This is a genomic window from Methyloversatilis universalis EHg5 (assembly GCF_000378945.1).
Classification (GTDB): domain Bacteria; phylum Pseudomonadota; class Gammaproteobacteria; order Burkholderiales; family Rhodocyclaceae; genus Methyloversatilis; species Methyloversatilis universalis_A.
On the sequence record NZ_KB900539.1, the window covers coordinates 3,673,564 to 3,688,131 of the forward strand.

The 14,568-nt window shown below is 69.1% G+C and carries 12 protein-coding genes and 1 pseudogene; 8 read left to right on the forward strand and 5 right to left on the reverse strand.

Translation table 11 applies throughout. The features are described 5' to 3' along the window. Positions 1 to 13: 13 nt before the first annotated feature. Positions 14 to 1,153 (reverse strand): SGNH/GDSL hydrolase family protein, encoded by a 1,140-nt coding sequence (locus tag METUNV2_RS0116670; protein WP_018230613.1) that lies wholly within the window; start codon positions 1,151 to 1,153, stop codon positions 14 to 16. A 102-nt stretch (positions 1,154 to 1,255) separates the two neighbouring features. On the opposite strand from METUNV2_RS0116670, the gene METUNV2_RS0116675 reads away from it, so the two are divergent. The 5 genes from METUNV2_RS0116675 (at position 1,256) to METUNV2_RS0116695 (ending at position 4,577) form a co-directional block, all read left to right on the forward strand. Next, positions 1,256 to 1,657: an SxtJ family membrane protein gene (locus tag METUNV2_RS0116675; protein ID WP_232415701.1), complete on the forward strand. Its 402-nt coding sequence runs from the start codon at positions 1,256 to 1,258 to the stop codon at positions 1,655 to 1,657. Positions 1,658 to 1,662: 5 nt separating this feature from the next. Beyond that, a complete protein-coding gene (locus METUNV2_RS20045; RefSeq protein ID WP_008061208.1) occupies positions 1,663 to 1,815 on the forward strand; it encodes a DUF5989 family protein in 153 nt (50 codons plus the stop codon). A gap of 2 nt (positions 1,816 to 1,817) precedes the next feature. Further along, complete coding sequence (locus METUNV2_RS0116685; RefSeq protein ID WP_018230615.1) at positions 1,818 to 3,656, forward strand: carbamoyltransferase family protein; 1,839 nt, start codon at positions 1,818 to 1,820, stop codon at positions 3,654 to 3,656. A 100-nt stretch (positions 3,657 to 3,756) separates the two neighbouring features. Then, complete coding sequence (locus METUNV2_RS0116690) at positions 3,757 to 4,182, forward strand: hypothetical protein (RefSeq protein ID WP_018230616.1); 426 nt, start codon at positions 3,757 to 3,759, stop codon at positions 4,180 to 4,182. 20 nt (positions 4,183 to 4,202) lie between these two features. Beyond that, positions 4,203 to 4,577, forward strand: a complete 375-nt coding sequence (locus tag METUNV2_RS0116695) for a carboxymuconolactone decarboxylase family protein (protein WP_018230617.1) — start codon at positions 4,203 to 4,205, stop codon at positions 4,575 to 4,577. A gap of 237 nt (positions 4,578 to 4,814) precedes the next feature. Here METUNV2_RS0116695 and METUNV2_RS0116700 read toward each other — a convergent pair whose 3' ends face one another. Then, on the reverse strand, positions 4,815 to 6,761 hold the full coding sequence (locus METUNV2_RS0116700; RefSeq protein WP_018230618.1) for an ABC-F family ATP-binding cassette domain-containing protein: 1,947 nt from the start codon (positions 6,759 to 6,761) through the stop codon (positions 4,815 to 4,817). A gap of 530 nt (positions 6,762 to 7,291) precedes the next feature. Here METUNV2_RS0116700 and METUNV2_RS19255 point away from each other — a divergent pair. Together METUNV2_RS19255 and METUNV2_RS0116710 are read left to right on the forward strand one after the other, a co-directional pair. Continuing rightward, positions 7,292 to 8,490, forward strand: a pseudogene (locus METUNV2_RS19255) (NAD(P)/FAD-dependent oxidoreductase). A gap of 118 nt (positions 8,491 to 8,608) precedes the next feature. Further along, on the forward strand, positions 8,609 to 9,154 hold the full coding sequence (locus tag METUNV2_RS0116710; RefSeq protein ID WP_018230622.1) for an RrF2 family transcriptional regulator: 546 nt from the start codon (positions 8,609 to 8,611) through the stop codon (positions 9,152 to 9,154). 126 nt (positions 9,155 to 9,280) lie between these two features. Here the strand turns inward: METUNV2_RS0116710 and METUNV2_RS0116715 are convergent, their stop codons facing one another. Together METUNV2_RS0116715 and METUNV2_RS0116720 are read right to left on the reverse strand one after the other, a co-directional pair. After that, positions 9,281 to 10,666 (reverse strand): sensor histidine kinase, encoded by a 1,386-nt coding sequence (locus tag METUNV2_RS0116715; protein WP_018230623.1) that lies wholly within the window; start codon positions 10,664 to 10,666, stop codon positions 9,281 to 9,283. Then, entirely contained in the window at positions 10,663 to 11,319 is a 657-nt protein-coding gene (locus tag METUNV2_RS0116720; RefSeq protein ID WP_018230624.1) for a response regulator, read from the reverse strand. The genes METUNV2_RS0116715 and METUNV2_RS0116720 overlap by 4 nt, the downstream gene beginning before the upstream one ends. Positions 11,320 to 11,451: 132 nt before the next feature. On the opposite strand from METUNV2_RS0116720, the gene METUNV2_RS0116725 reads away from it, so the two are divergent. Beyond that, positions 11,452 to 13,248, forward strand: coding sequence for a serine hydrolase domain-containing protein (locus METUNV2_RS0116725; RefSeq protein WP_036271411.1), 1,797 nt, complete (start codon positions 11,452 to 11,454; stop codon positions 13,246 to 13,248). 109 nt (positions 13,249 to 13,357) lie between these two features. Here METUNV2_RS0116725 and METUNV2_RS0116730 read toward each other — a convergent pair whose 3' ends face one another. After that, positions 13,358 to 14,470, reverse strand: coding sequence for a VIT1/CCC1 transporter family protein (locus tag METUNV2_RS0116730; protein ID WP_018230626.1), 1,113 nt, complete (start codon positions 14,468 to 14,470; stop codon positions 13,358 to 13,360). Positions 14,471 to 14,568 lie beyond the last annotated feature (98 nt).

Consider the following 14,568-nt stretch of genomic DNA (forward strand, 5'->3'; position numbering starts at 1 on the left):
AAGCGGCGCCAGTTCAGCGCGCGGGCGCGGCCGCGTCCTGCTTCTGCCAGTAGTCGAAGATGAGGCGGTAGCCGTCGAGGTTGGGGTGCTTTGAATCCTTGGGGCCGTGCAGGAAGCGCTGGTGCGCGGCAGCCTGCATCGCGTCCGTCGGGTCGATCAGCGCGATGCCTTCGCGCTGCGCGTAGGCGGCGATGCGGCTGCGGATGACGCGGCTGCGTTCGGCGTTGCGGGCGGCATCCACGCTGTCCATCTTCGCGTGATAGGGCTGGATGCGCACCTCGCCCTGCAGCGGATACACGGTCAGCGGCGACGGGATGTACACGATGTCCAGCCGCTTCGGCCGGAAGTGCTGGCGCACCGCGGCGACCGAATCCTCGAACGCCTTCAGCGCGCGGTCGAGCTGGGCGTCGTCCAGTTCCACCGCGGCGGACTGCATCGGCGCCACGCGCCGGGTTTCTCCGGCCACCGTGATGTCCACATGGCCGTGCGCGGTGTCTTCCGAGGTGTGCGGGTCGTTGCCGGCCGCCCGGTCGAACAGCGGACGTACCGTGTGGTCGTTGAAGGTGTACAGCAGCGCCTGCGCGCCGGCCAGATGGCCATCCACCACGATGTCGCGCAGCGTGGGCTGCGACCGGTCGATCAGCGCCTGCGGCGAATCCGGATCGCGGAACTCCTTCAGCTCGTGGATGTTGTTGTTGAGGTCGTTGCCCTCGTAGAACAGCACCACGGCGCGGTCGATGGCCGGCATGTCGCGCAGGAACAGCGAGCGGCGGAACAGCGTGTCCAGCCAGATCGCATTGCGCGCCGCGCGCAGGCTGCCGTAACCGCCCTTGCCTGTCATGTGCACGGTCGCTTCGTGCGCGGCGGCGTACATGTGGGCCAGCGAGTAGTCGTGCACCCGGTCGCGGTAGGCGTCACCGGCGCCCTGGGCGTGCGAATCGCCGACGAACAGCACCTGCTCGCGCTCGCCGCGCTTCAGGTCGGGAATCAGGTAGCTGAACACCGGCGTCTTGGTCACGTAGTAGGACGCGTCGGTCAGCACCTTCTGGTTCACGAACCACAGCACGATGAAGTTCAGCGGCAGCACCGTGGTGATGAAGAAGAAGATGAAATAGCCGGTCCAACGGACCAGCCGGCTGCGCAGGCCGCTCATGGAAATCCTTTTCCGGGTCGGGGTCGAGTCGGGGCGATACGGGCGAAGGCGCGGATTGTGCACCGCCGGAGCCGTCGCGGTCGCTATGGTAGAGTGCCGGCCGTGAAATCCACGTCTTCCCCTCCTTCCGAACGCTCTTTCGGCCTGCTGTTTACGGTGGTGTTCGCCGGTCTGGCGGGCTATGCCGTTTACAAGGGCTGGCAGCGCGAAGCCGCCATCGCCTGGGGCGCCGCCTCGGCGCTGACCGCCGCAGTGACGCTGTTCGCGCCGCGGCTGCTGGCGCCGTTCAACCGCGCCTGGTACCTGCTCGGCGAACTGCTGGGCCGCATCGTCAGTCCCATCGTCATGGGCGTCATCTTTTTCGGCCTGATCACGCCGGTGGCGCTGTTCGGCCGGCTGCGTGGCCGCGACGAACTGCGCATGCGCCGCCGCACCGTGAGCACCCACTGGATCGACCGCGACCCGCCGGGTCCGGCCGCCGATTCGTTCAAGAACCAGTTCTGATCCGCATGAACGCATTCATCAAGGAACTCTGGGCTTTCCTGCGCACCCGCAAGAAGCTCTGGCTGATGCCGGTCATCATCATCATGGTCGCCATCGGTGCGCTGCTCATCGCCGCCCAGGGCTCGGTGATCGCACCCTTCATCTACACGCTGTTCTGAGCATGCGGGTTCTCGGCATCTCGGCCTATTACCACGACGCGGCCGCCTGTCTGGTGGTCGATGGCGACATCGTGGCAGCCGCGCAGGAAGAGCGTTTCACCCGCAAGAAGCACGACGCCGGCTTTCCGCAGCACGCGATCGACTACTGCCTCGCCCACGCCGGGCTGAAGCCGCAGGACATCGACCAGGTCGTGTTCTACGACAAGCCCTTCCTGAAGTTCGAGCGGCTGCTGGAAACCTATCTGGCCTTCGCGCCGCGGGGCTTCCGCAGCTTCGCCACCTCGCTGCCGGTGTGGCTGAAGGACAAGCTGTTCCAGAAGTCGGTCATCACCCGCGCACTCGAAGGTCAGTTCCCGGACAGCGGCGTCGACTGGTCGACGCGCCTCATGTTTTCGGAACACCACCTGAGCCACGCGGCCAGCGCCTTCTTCCCGTCGCCGTTCGAAGAGGCGGCGGTGCTCACGATGGACGGCGTCGGCGAGTGGACCACCACCTCGCTGGCCATCGGCCGCGGCAACGACCTGTCGGTGCACAAGGAAATCCATTTCCCGCACTCGCTCGGCCTGCTGTACTCGGCCATCACCTACTACACCGGCTTCAAGGTGAATTCCGGCGAGTACAAGGTGATGGGTCTGGCGCCCTATGGCGAGCCGCGCTATGCGCAGACCATGCTGGACCACCTGATCGACGTGAAGGAGGACGGCTCCTTCTGGCTCGACATGCAGTACTTCAACTACTGCACCGGTCTCACCATGACCAACGAGCGCTTCGACGCGCTGTTCGGCGGCCCGCCGCGCAAGCCGGAAAGCACGCTCACCCAGCGCGAGATGGATCTGGCCGCGTCGGTGCAGGCGGTGACCGAAGAAGTGGTGATCCGGCTGGCGCGCGGTATCCGCAAGTCGACCGGACTGAACAATCTCTGCCTGGCCGGTGGCGTGGCGCTGAACTGCGTGGCCAACGGCAAGCTGCTGCGGGCGAACGTGTTCGACCGCATCTGGGTGCAGCCGGCCGCCGGTGACGCCGGCGGTGCGGTCGGTGCGGCACTGGCCGCCACCCATCTGGCGCTGAAGCAACCGCGCACCGTGCGCGCCGGCGACGGCATGCACGGTAGCTACCTCGGCCCCAGCTACGCGCAGGACGACATCGAGCGTCGCCTGAAGGCGGCCGGCGCGGTGTTCGACACGCTGTCGCAGGACGACATGATCGACTGTACCGCCCGCGCTTTGGCCGAAGGCAAGGCGGTGGGCTGGCATCAAGGCCGCATGGAATTCGGCCCGCGCGCGCTCGGCGGCCGTTCCATCATCGCCGACCCGCGTTCGCCCAGCGTGCAGAAGCAGCTCAACCTGAAGGTGAAATACCGCGAATCCTTCCGCCCGTTCGCGCCCAGCGTGCTGCGCGAGGACGTGAGTGAATGGTTCGACATCGACACCGACAGCCCCTACATGCTGATGGTGGCCGACGTCGCGAAGGCGAAGCAGAAACCGATGACCGCCGAGCAGCAGGCGCTGTTCGGCATCGACAAGCTGAACGTGCCGCGCTCCGACATCCCCGCGGTCACCCACGTCGACTACTCGGCGCGCATCCAGACCGTGCATGCGGACACCAATCCGCTCTACCACCGCCTGATTTCGCGCTTCAAGGCGCTGACCGGCTGCCCGGTGCTGGTGAACACCTCGTTCAACGTGCGCGGCGAACCCATCGTGAGCACGCCGGAAGACGCCTTCCGCTGTCTGATGGGCAGCGAGATCGACCTGCTGGTGGTCGGCAACTGCGTGCTGGAAAAGTCGCGCCAGGACCCGGCGCTCAAGCTCGACTACAAGAACGCCTACGAGCTGGACTGAGTCTGCCCGCCGCCGGCAGCCCGTCATGCCGCGAGGGTGGCGCGGCGGCGGCGGTCGGCGCTACAGTGCGGGCTGTCGCCACCCCATCGAGGAGCCGGACATGACCCGCACCGCATCGATTTCCCGCATCGCACTGATCACCGCCGCCCTGCTGTGCGCGGCGCCCGCGTTCTCCGCCGACGCTTCGCCTGCCGCGCTGGCCGGTGCCCGCTGTGACGCCAACGCGATCGACAAGAATGGCAAGCCGCTGGCCGGCGCCGCCAAGGACGGCTTCCTGAAGCGCTGCTATCGCGAAGCCGGCCTCACCGCCGAATGCGAAGCCAGGGCGCTGAGCAAGGACGGCAAGCCGCTCGCCGGTGCCGCCAAGGATGCATCGGTCGGCCGCTGCCAGCGCGACGCCGTGCAGGCGCTCGGCTGCGAAGCACGCGCGGTGAGCAAGGACGGCAAGCCGCTGGCCGGCGCCGCCAAGGATTCGTCGATCCGCCGCTGCGAAGACGACGCCAAGGCCGCAGCCGCCGCCAAGTAAACGCGTACGGAACCCACGCAATGAGCGACCACCCCTCGAACGGCGAAACCATACGCCGCAGCGTCATGGGCGACGCCTTCGTCGACCGCGCCCACGCCAACGCCACCGACTTCACCCGCCCGCTGCAGGAATTCATCAACGCGCACGGCTGGGGCAGCGTGTGGGCGCGCGAAGGTCTGGACCGCCGCACCCGCAGCCTGGTCACGCTGGCCGCGCTGACCGCGCTGAAGAGCCCGCACGAACTGAAAGGCCATGTGCGCGGCGCGCTGAACAACGGCTGCACGGTCGAAGAAATCCGCGAAACGCTGCTGCACTGCGCGGTCTATGCCGGCGTACCGGCGGCCGGCGAGGCCTTCCGCGCGGCGCAGGAAGTGCTGGATTCGTATCAGCTCTGAGGCGCCGGTGGCGGCCTCTGCTGTGGATTGCCAGCGCCTCGCGCTGACTGGCGCGGCGTCACACCCGTGGGAGCGGCGCCCCCGCCGCGATGCGGGCGAGAGACGGAGTGGGGCTCAGTGGGCAGAGGCCGATCGCGGCGAGGGCGCCGCTCCCACAACACCGCTCCCGCAACGGCAGGCCGGCAACGCCGCTTCGGCGATGGCTCCATCGCTGTCGCCGCCTGAACAGCCCCGGCGTCAGCCCGCCGCTTCGATCTGTTCGGTCACTTCGAGCCAGCGCACTTCCTGCGTGTCCAGCTCGTCATCCACCTTCTGCAGTTCGCTGCCGACTTCGCCGATTTCCTTCGGCGGCAGCGCGGTGGCGAGCTTTGCAGTGAGCGCGTGCTTCTTGGTCTGCAGTTCGAGGATGCGCTGTTCGAGCTTGCCCAGTTCGTTCTTCAGCGCCTTCAGGTTCACCGGCGCCTTTTTCACCGGCGCGACGACCGGCGGCGGGGCCTGCACGACCGGGGCGGCTTCGGCCGCTGAGGCCCGGGTCGCGTCCTTCAGCACTTCCCGGGCGCGCTTGGCTTCGTCCAGCAGGTAGCGCTGGTAGTCGTCGAGGTCGCCCTCGAAAGGCTCAATGCCTCCGCGCGACACCAGCCAGAATTCGTCGCACACCGAGCGCAGCAGCGAACGGTCGTGGCTCACCAGCATCACCGTGCCTTCGAATTCGTTCAGCGCCACCGCCAGCGCCTCGCGGGTGGCGAGGTCGAGATGGTTGGTCGGTTCGTCCATCAGCAGCAGATTGGGGCGCTGCCACACCAGCATGCACAGCACCAGGCGCGCCTTCTCGCCGCCGCTCATGGTGCCGACCGCCTGCTTCACCATGTCGCCGCTGAAGTTGAAGGTGCCGAGGAAGTTGCGCAGGTCCTGTTCACGGCCGCTCTGCCCGGCCGGCAGGCCTTCGCGCGCCATGCGGGTCATGTGTTCGAGCGGATTGTCCTGCGGGCGCAGCACGTCCAGTTCCTGCTGCGCGAAGTAGCCGATGGACAGGCCCTTGCCTTCGGTCACCTTACCGGCGATCGGCGCCAGCGCGCGGGCGATGGTTTTCACCGCGGTCGACTTGCCCTGGCCGTTGGCGCCGAGAATGCCGATGCGCTGGCCGGCCATGACCGACTTGTTCACGTTGCGCACGATGGTGATCGGCTCGGCACCGGCCGGCGCGTCGGCCGGCGGCGGGTAACCGAAGCTGGCGTCTTCCATCACCAGCATCGGATTGGGCAGGTTGGCCGGCTCCTTGAACTCGAAAGTGAAGTCGGCCGTGGCCAGCATGGGCGCGAGCTTTTCCATGCGGTCGAGCGCCTTAACCCGGCTCTGCGCCTGCTTGGCCTTGCTCGCCTTGGCCTTGAAGCGGGCGATGAATTTCTGCAGGTGGGCGATCTTGTCCTGCTGCTTCGCGTAGGCGTTCTGCTGCAGCTCCATCTGCTGCGCGCGCATGTCTTCGAAGGTGCTGTAGTTGCCGCCGTAGCGCGTGAGCTTGCCGGCGTCGATGTGCACCGTCACCGTGGTGATGGCGTCGAGGAATTCACGGTCGTGGCTGATCACCACCAGCGTGCCTTCGTAGCGCTTGAGCCACGATTCCAGCCACACCAGCGCGTCCAGATCCAGGTGGTTGGTCGGTTCGTCGAGCAGCAGCAGGTCGGACGGGCACATCAGCGCACGCGCCAGCTGCAGGCGCATGCGCCAGCCACCGGAAAAGCTGTTCACCGGATTGCACATCTGGTCGGCGGTAAAGCCCAGACCGAGGATGAGCGCCTGCGCCCGCGCCTGCGCGTCGTGCGCGCCGGCGTCGTGCAGCGCCATATAGGCATAGGCCATGCGCTCGCCGTCGTCGGTCGCTTCGGCAGCCTGCACTTCCTTCTGAGCGGCGAGCAGCGCGGTGTCGCCCTCAATCACGAAATCGGTGGCCGGCTGGTCGGTTTCCGGCATGTCCTGCGCCACCTGCGCCATGCGCCACTGCGCCGGCATGCTGAATTCGCCGCCGTCCTCGTGCAGCGTGCCGTTGAGCAGCGCGAACAGCGTGGATTTGCCGGCGCCGTTGCGGCCGACCAGGCCGACCTTCTCGCCCGGATTGATGGTGGCGGTGGCGCCATCGAGCAGCACCTTGGCACTGCGGCGAAGGACGACGTTTCTGAGCGTGATCATGATGCGGGGGCGACTCCAGCGGGTTCTCCCGCAGGGCGAACGGCGGCAGGACGTAAGAAAACAGGAATGGTGGCGCAGGCAGCCCGTGCGCGGGCCGCGGCGCTGGCGCCGCCGGTGAGGCAGTGCCGGGGGCGGAGTATCCGGGGCGGCGGGAAGCCCGTCAAATCAAAGTGATGCCTGCGCACCGCCCGGACGTCCCGCGTGTTGTTGCAGCGCGATGGCGGCCCGCCCCTCCCCATCCCCGCCCAGCCCGGGCATTCATGCCCCGTCTGCGCCGCTGGATGAATTCATGAATTGCCGGGTCGCGGCATCCGCCCCGCTTGCGCACCTTAACTACGATTGATACAGTCGTAGTTATTGAACGGCGTTGCAGCGAGCCCTCCGCCACACCGGCGGAGCCCGGAACACGTTCAGATCGCATTCACGCCGTCGCGGCCGCTGCCCGGCGATGGCAACCGGAACGGCGTCGGGCCCACGGCCGGACGTTCGAACAGACACCTGTGCAAGATGCACGCCAGAAGGGACATGACATGACGCAGCAGAACATCGTGATTGCCGGCTCGGGTTTCGCCGGCGTATGGGCGGCACTGGCCGCCGCGCGCGCGGTATCGCAGGCCGGCCGTGAGGGCGAGGTCGCGATCACCGTGGTGTCGCCGAGCGCGGAACTGCACATCCGCCCGCGCCTGTACGAAACCGCCTTTGACGAACTGGCGCCCGACGTGTCGGCGCTGTTCGCCGCGGTGGGCGTGCGCCACCTGCCGGGCCGCGTCGAGCAGATACACGCCGCCGAGCGCACGGTAGAGGTGAGCGGGAACGACGGCAGCCGCCACACCCTCGGCTACGACCGCTTCGTGCTGGCCACCGGCAGCCGGCTGTTCACGCCGGACATTCCGGGCCTGCGCGAGCTGTCGACCAGCTGGCCGACGCGAAGGCGCTGGACGCGCACCTGCACTCGCTGGCCGGCCGCAGCGACCCTGCCGCCCGCACCGTGGTGGTGGCCGGCGGCGGCTTCACCGGCATCGAAACCGCGGCCGACATGCCGCAGCGCCTGCGCGCGGTGTTCGGCGACAGCGCCGACATCCGCGTACTCATCGTCGAACAGGCGGCCGACATCGGCCCCGATCTCGGCCCCGGCCCACGGCCGGTCATTCTCGAAGCACTGGGCGCGCTCGGCGTGGAGATCCGCACCTCGGCACGGGTGAGCGCGATCGACGCCACCGGCGTGACGCTGGAAGGCGGCGAACACATCGCCGCCGCCACCGTGGTGTGGACCGCCGGCGCCCGCGCCAACGCGCTGGCCGCCCAGGTGCCGGGCGAACACGACCGCTACGGCCGGCTGGTGTCCGACGCCGAACTGCGCGCCAGCGAAGCGCCCGCCATCTTCGTCGCGGGCGACGTGGTGCAGGCCGCCACCGACGACCTCGGCAACGTGGCCGTCATGTCCTGCCAGCACGCGCTGAGCCTGGGCCGCGTGGCCGGCCACAACGCCGCCGCCGAACTGGTGGGCCTGCCCACCGCGCGCTACAGCCAGCCCAAATACGTCACCTGCCTCGACCTCGGCCCCTGGGGCGCGGTCTATACCGAAGGCTGGGACCGTCAGGTCAAGCTGCGCGGCCAGGAAGCCAAGGCGCTGAAGCGGGCCATCAACACGCAGTGGATCTACCCGCCGGCCGCCGACCGCGACGCCGCACTGGCGCTGGCCGACCCCTACTACGTCATCGTGCCCTGAGCGCGACCGGCCGGCGCGGCATTACCCGACCGGCCCGGAATGAGAGAATGCGCACTCTGGCGCAGAAGGCCGGCGGACAGCCGTCCCGGTCCGCCGCCCCTCATTGCATGGAAGCCCCGTGAGCCACATCAGCACCGGCGTCGAGTACGCACTGCACTGCCTCATCTTCCTCGCAGCGCTGCCGCCGGAAGCCGAGGGCGCCAGCGCGCGCGACCTCGCCGACATGCAGGGCATATCCCCCGAATTTGCCGCCAAGCTGTTTACCCGGCTGCACAAGGCCGGCATCACGGTGGCCACCGAAGGCGTGAAGGGCGGCTTCCGGCTCGGCCGGGCGCCGGAGCGGATCAGCGTGCACGACGTCGTGCTGGCCATCGACGGCGACAAGGCGCTGTTCGACTGCCGGGAAATCCGCCACCGCTGCGCCGTCTTCGGCGACAGCCCGCCGCAGTGGGCGACCGAGGGCGTGTGCTCGGTGCACGCGGTGATGCTGGAAGCCGAAAAACGCATGCGCGACGCGCTGCGCGGCCACACTCTCGCCGATCTGGCGAACCGCACCGCCGCCAAGATGCCGCGAGAGACCGCCACCGAAGTGGTGCAGTGGTTCGGACAGCGCCGGGAGTCGCGGAAAGGCCCGCCGCTCGCTGCGTCCGACACCGAAGCCTGAGGTCGAACTGAGGTCGAACTGAGTTCTGGCTGTCGCCGCCGGCGCAAACGATGTACCTGCATTCATCAGACACCGCCCGGGGCGGCATACATCGAGAGCCAGCCTGCCGCTGTAACCCAGACCTGCTCAGGTCGGTCGGGAGACCACGACCGGCACGGTGATGCGGAATCCGGTGCCCCGTCCGTCCAGCCCGGCTGCAAGCACGATCTGCCCGCCGAGGCGCCGCACGGCCTCGCGCACAATGGCCAGGCCAAGACCGGCGCCCGGTGCATGCGTGCCGGCGCCGCGACGGAAGCGTTCGAACAGATGCGGCTGCAGCGCCGGGTCAAGGCCAGGTCCGTCGTCGGCCACATCGAGCTGCAGGGTGTCACCGACCCGCCGGAGCACGATGTCCACCCGCCCGCCCTCGCGACCATAGGCCACCGCATTGCGCACGAGGTTATCCACCACCGAATGCAGCGCACCTGCATCCAGATGCGCGTGCAGTGCATCCGGGCCGTCGAGCCCGATGTCGACCCGGCGCGCGGTCGCCGCAGGCAGTGCCGCAATCAGCACCTCACGCAGCAGCGCCACCACATCGCAGACGGCCGGCGGGCTGCCGTCGCCACGGCTTTCGAGCGAAGCCAGACGGAGCAGCTGTCCGACCAGATGCGAAGCACGCGCGACGGCCGCCTCAAGCCCGCGCTGCGCGCGCCGCGCGGCCTCAGCGTCGGCGGCACCGGTCAGCGCGTGCGCCTCTGCCGTAATGACGGCCAGCGGCGTCCGCAGTTCGTGAGCGGCGTCCTGCACGAAGCTGCGCTCACGCTCGATGCTGGCCCGGGCTCGCGCGAGCAGCGCGTCGAAGGCCTCGCCGAGCGGGGCCAGTTCGGCGTGCCGCAGATCGACGTCGAGCGGCGACAGATCGTCCGGCGCACGCCGCCGGATACGCTCTGCAAAGCGGCGCAGCGGCGCCAGCCCGCCGCGCACCGTGAGCCACAGCGGAAGCAGGATGAGCGGCAGCGCGATGGCCATGGGCTGCAGCAGCGTGGCATTGATCAGGCGGAGCACGGTGCCGGGCGCCAGCACCGGCTCGAGCACCACCACGCACCAGCCGCCGGCACTGCGCTCGGCCCGCCAGTAGCGCTGACCGGCGTGCTCGACTTCGGTACGGGCGGGCGCACCGGCGCAGCCCTCGCGCGCGGCAGCCAGCAACGGCGACCGATAGACCGGCGCATGACCGGCACGCTCGGCCACGAACAGCAGCGGGCGTAGTTCGGTGGGCAGAGACTGCCGGCGCAGCAGGTTGTACTGGCGATCGGACGCTGCCAGCGCGATGCGCGCCGACGCGTCGTCCAGCGATTCAAGCGACTGCAGCACCGCTTCGGCCAGCGTGCCGAGTGGCGACGGATCTTCGTCATAGGCGCGATAGCCGACGAAGTCGCGGGCCACCAGCGCAACCCAGACCAGTGCGAAGGCACACAGCAGTGCGCGCATCACGCGCCCGGTGAGCGACGGCCGGAAACGCAGGGTCATGCCTCCTCCAGCATGTAGCCGACGCCACGCAGCGTGCGTATGCGCGCTGCGCCGATCTTGCGCCGCAGATTGGAGAGGTGAACTTCGATGGTGGCGCCGTCGAGCGGCTCGCCCAGCGGCGCCAGGCGCATGCCCAGCTCGCCCTTTGACACCGGTCGGCCCGGCTCGCGCGCCAGTTCGAGCAGCAAGCGGAACTCACGCGGAGACAGGTCGAGTTCAACGCCATCGAGCCATGCACGATGGGCGCGCGGTGCGACCTGCAGGCCACCGCTCTGCCACAGGTCGCTGGCCCGGCGCGCGCTGCGCCGGGTCACCGCGCGCAGCCGCGACATCAGTTCCGGCATCGCGAACGGTTTCACGATGAAGTCGTCGGCGCCGCTGTCCAGCCCGATCAGGCGCTCGTCGAGCGCACTGCGTGCCGTCACCACGATGACCGGGACGACCTCGCCGCGTGCGCGCCAGCGCCTGAGCAGCGTCAGCCCTTCGCCGTCGGGCAGCGACAGGTCGAGCAGCACGCAGTCGAGCGCCAGATCAGCCAGTGGAGGCACGTCGGCCAGCCGGCGCACCCAGACGCTGGAACAGCCCTCGGCCTTGAGTGCCGCCATCATGGCCGGCCCCAGCCCGACATCATCTTCGACGATCAGTATGTGCATGCGGTGTGGCCGCGTCTTTACCGGGAACCGGCGCAGACTAGCTTTCACGGCACGCGGCGGGAAGGGTGTCTTTGGCTTTCCTGAAGGAAGCGTTTGGCATGCTGCTGACTTCCGATGCCCGAGAACTCCGACATGACCCGTAGCCCGCTCCGCCTCACCTGTCTGCTGCTTGCGCTGTCGCAACTGCTGGCCGCCTGCGCCGGCGCCCCGGCCCGCCCGTCACCGCCGCCCGCTGGCGACGATGGCGCCGCCGCCCGCCACATGGAAGCCTGGCTCGCGCATCGCATGCGCAGTGAAGGCATAACCGGGTTAAGCATCGCGGTGGTCGACGGCACACGCGTGGTGTGGGCACACGGCGCAGGCCTGGCTGACGCGAACGCCCGCCTGCCTGCCACGCCGGACACGGTGTACCGCATGGGCTCCATCACCAAACTCTTCACCGCCACCGCCACGATGCGTCTGGCCCAGTCCGGGCAGATCGATCCTGACGCGCCCCTCTGCGCCGCGCTTCCGGCACTGCAGATGCGCGACCGCCATGCCGGCGGCGCGCCAGTCGCCTTCACCGCACGCCAGATCATGAGCCATCACGCCGGCCTGCCGCGTGATCTGACCGGTGGCATGTGGGGCGACACGGTGGCGCCGATGCACAGCGTGCTGCCGACGCTCGCCGGCATCGACACCGCTTACCCGGCCGGCCAGGTGTTCAGCTACTCCAACCTCGGCTTCACCCTGCTCGGGCTCGCGGTCGAACAGGTCAGCGGCGAAGACTACGCCACCCACCTTGAACGTACCCTGCTCGGCCCGCTGGGCATGCGTACCGCGAGCTTCACCGCCGCGCTGCCCGTCGACGCAGCCCGCGCCCACCGGGGTGGCCGCGTGGTGCCGGAGCCAGCGCTGCGCGATATCGCCGCCGGCGGACTGAATGCCAGCGTGCTCGACATGAGCCGTTTCATGATCGCGGCACTCGACCCGGAAGACCACCTGCTGCCTGCGGCGGCGCACGACGTGATGCAGACGGCGCAGAACGCCGGCAACCCGATGGATCTCAATCTGCAGGCAGGCCTCGGGTGGCTGCTGAACATGCCGGGGAGCGACAGCCCGGTCGGTGTCGGGCCGGTCATCCAGCACGACGGCGCCACCCTGCACTTCAGCAGCCGCCTGATCGCGCTGCCCGCACAGCGTCTGGGCGTCATCGTCGCCAGCAACAGCGCAGAGGCCGGACCGACCGTGCATGCCGCGGCCGCCTATGCACTGGAACTGTTCCTCGAAGCGCGAAAGGGACTGCGCGCGGCCTCGCCCGCCGGCTTCACCGCGCGCGAACAGCCCTGGCGCACCGAAGAGCTGGCGGTATGGCCGGGCGACTACAGCACGGTGGCCGGGCATGTCAGGGTGAGCCGCACCGGTCAGCGTCTGCACGCCGACATGGCCGGCACCCGCTTCGAACTGATCCCCGACAGCCAGGGCCGCGCCGGGCTGAGTTACCGGCTGCTCGGGCTGATACCGGTGCCGATCGGGCGCTTCGGCGAGATCGCGCTGGAACGTCGTCAGATCAGCGGCCGGGACATGCTGGTCGCACACACGAAGAGCGGTGCGATGCTGGCAGGCGAACGCCTGCGGCCCGACAGCAATGGCCCCGGACCTTTGCTGACCGGGCCTTCGCTGACCGGCCATTACAGGCCGCAAGCCGGCACGCCGGAAGCCGCCTTCATCGACCATGTCGAAGTTTTTGAGGACGCCGGCGTACTGCTGTCGCGCAGCGTGCCACACGCCGCTTTCGGCAGCGATGCGCCGGCCGTGCCCTTGCGGCGCATCGATGCACGAAGGGTCGAGGTGCTGGGAGTGCTCGCCGCCGGCGGCGACGTGGCCGAACTGAGTGAAGACGGTCGGCAGGTACGCGTCTCGGGCATGACGCTGGAGCGAGCGCAGTGAATGCGGCCGCCCCCAGCGCTCCGCCGGCTTCACCGGCGGCGCGGCCGGCGTGCGTCGAGCGAAACGAACTGATGAAGCGAACTGATCGCCTGGCCGCAGAGGCAGGCGATCAGGCCAGCGACACCCCGATCAGCGCACCGGTGCCGTAGGTGACGCCGGCCGCCGCCACGCCGATCAGCACCTGACGCAGCGCGGAATAGACCGGGCCGCGGCCGCTGAACAGCGAGGTCGCCACACCGATGCCGGCCAGCGCCGCCGCCGACAGGCCACCGCTCCAGGCCATGCCGGCCACGCCTTCGGTGAAGAAGAAGGGCAGCACCGGAAACAGCGCACCGGCCGAAAACAGCACGAAGGAAAAGCCGGCCGCGCTCCACGGGTTGCCGCCCAGCTCGGCCGGGTCGATGCCCAGTTCTTCGCGCATCAGCGTGTCCAGCGCGGCCTTCTTGTCGCGCATCAGTTCGGTCGCCACCCGCTGCGCATCTTCGCGCGCCAGCCCCTTGGCTTGAAAGATCAGCGCCAGCTCCTTGCGCTCCGCCTCCGGCGTCTCTTCCAGTTCGGCCGCTTCGGCCGCCATCTGCGCCTGCGCGAACTCGCGCGAATTGGTAACCGACAGCCACTCGCCCAGCGCCATCGACACCGCGCCCGCGATCAGGCCGGCCAGCCCGGTCAGCAGGATGCTCTTGGCCGGCGCGCCGGCGCCCGCCACGCCCATCACCAGACAGAGGTTGGACACCAGACCGTCGTTGGCGCCCAGCACCGACGCCCGCAGCTCGTTGCCCGAGCCGCCGCGATGCCAGCGCTCGCCCTTGGCGATGGCGGCGCCACTCATGCCGCGCGGCTTGCCGGCCGCGGCCTCCAGCACCGCGGCGTGCGAACGCTCTTCCGCCGACAGCGACGCCGCGTCGGCCTGACCGGCGTACTTGTCGCGGTCGGCGAATTCCGCGGTCGCCACCGAGGGCAGCACGAAGGACGGCCCGAAGCGCTTTGCCAGCATCGCCAGCGTGCGGGTGCGGAAGCTGGGCCGGAAAGCCTCCGGCTTCACGCCCGCCGCCTCCAGCTTGCTGCGCCACAGCTGCGCGTGCGCCGTCTCGGCTTCTGCCAGCTGGCGGAACAGGTCGCGCCGCACCGGGTCGGTTTCGGCCTCGGCCAGCGCGGCGTAGAGCGCAGCGCCGTCGAGTTCGTCGCGGAGATTGGCCTGGTAGCGGTCGTGGTTCGAAGTCATGCCGTACTCATGTCGGAAAGCGCCAGGAAAGAACGCAGGCGCGGGCGATAATGCCTGAATCCGTCGCGCGGTTCACTTCGCTCACGCACCGGATGGCG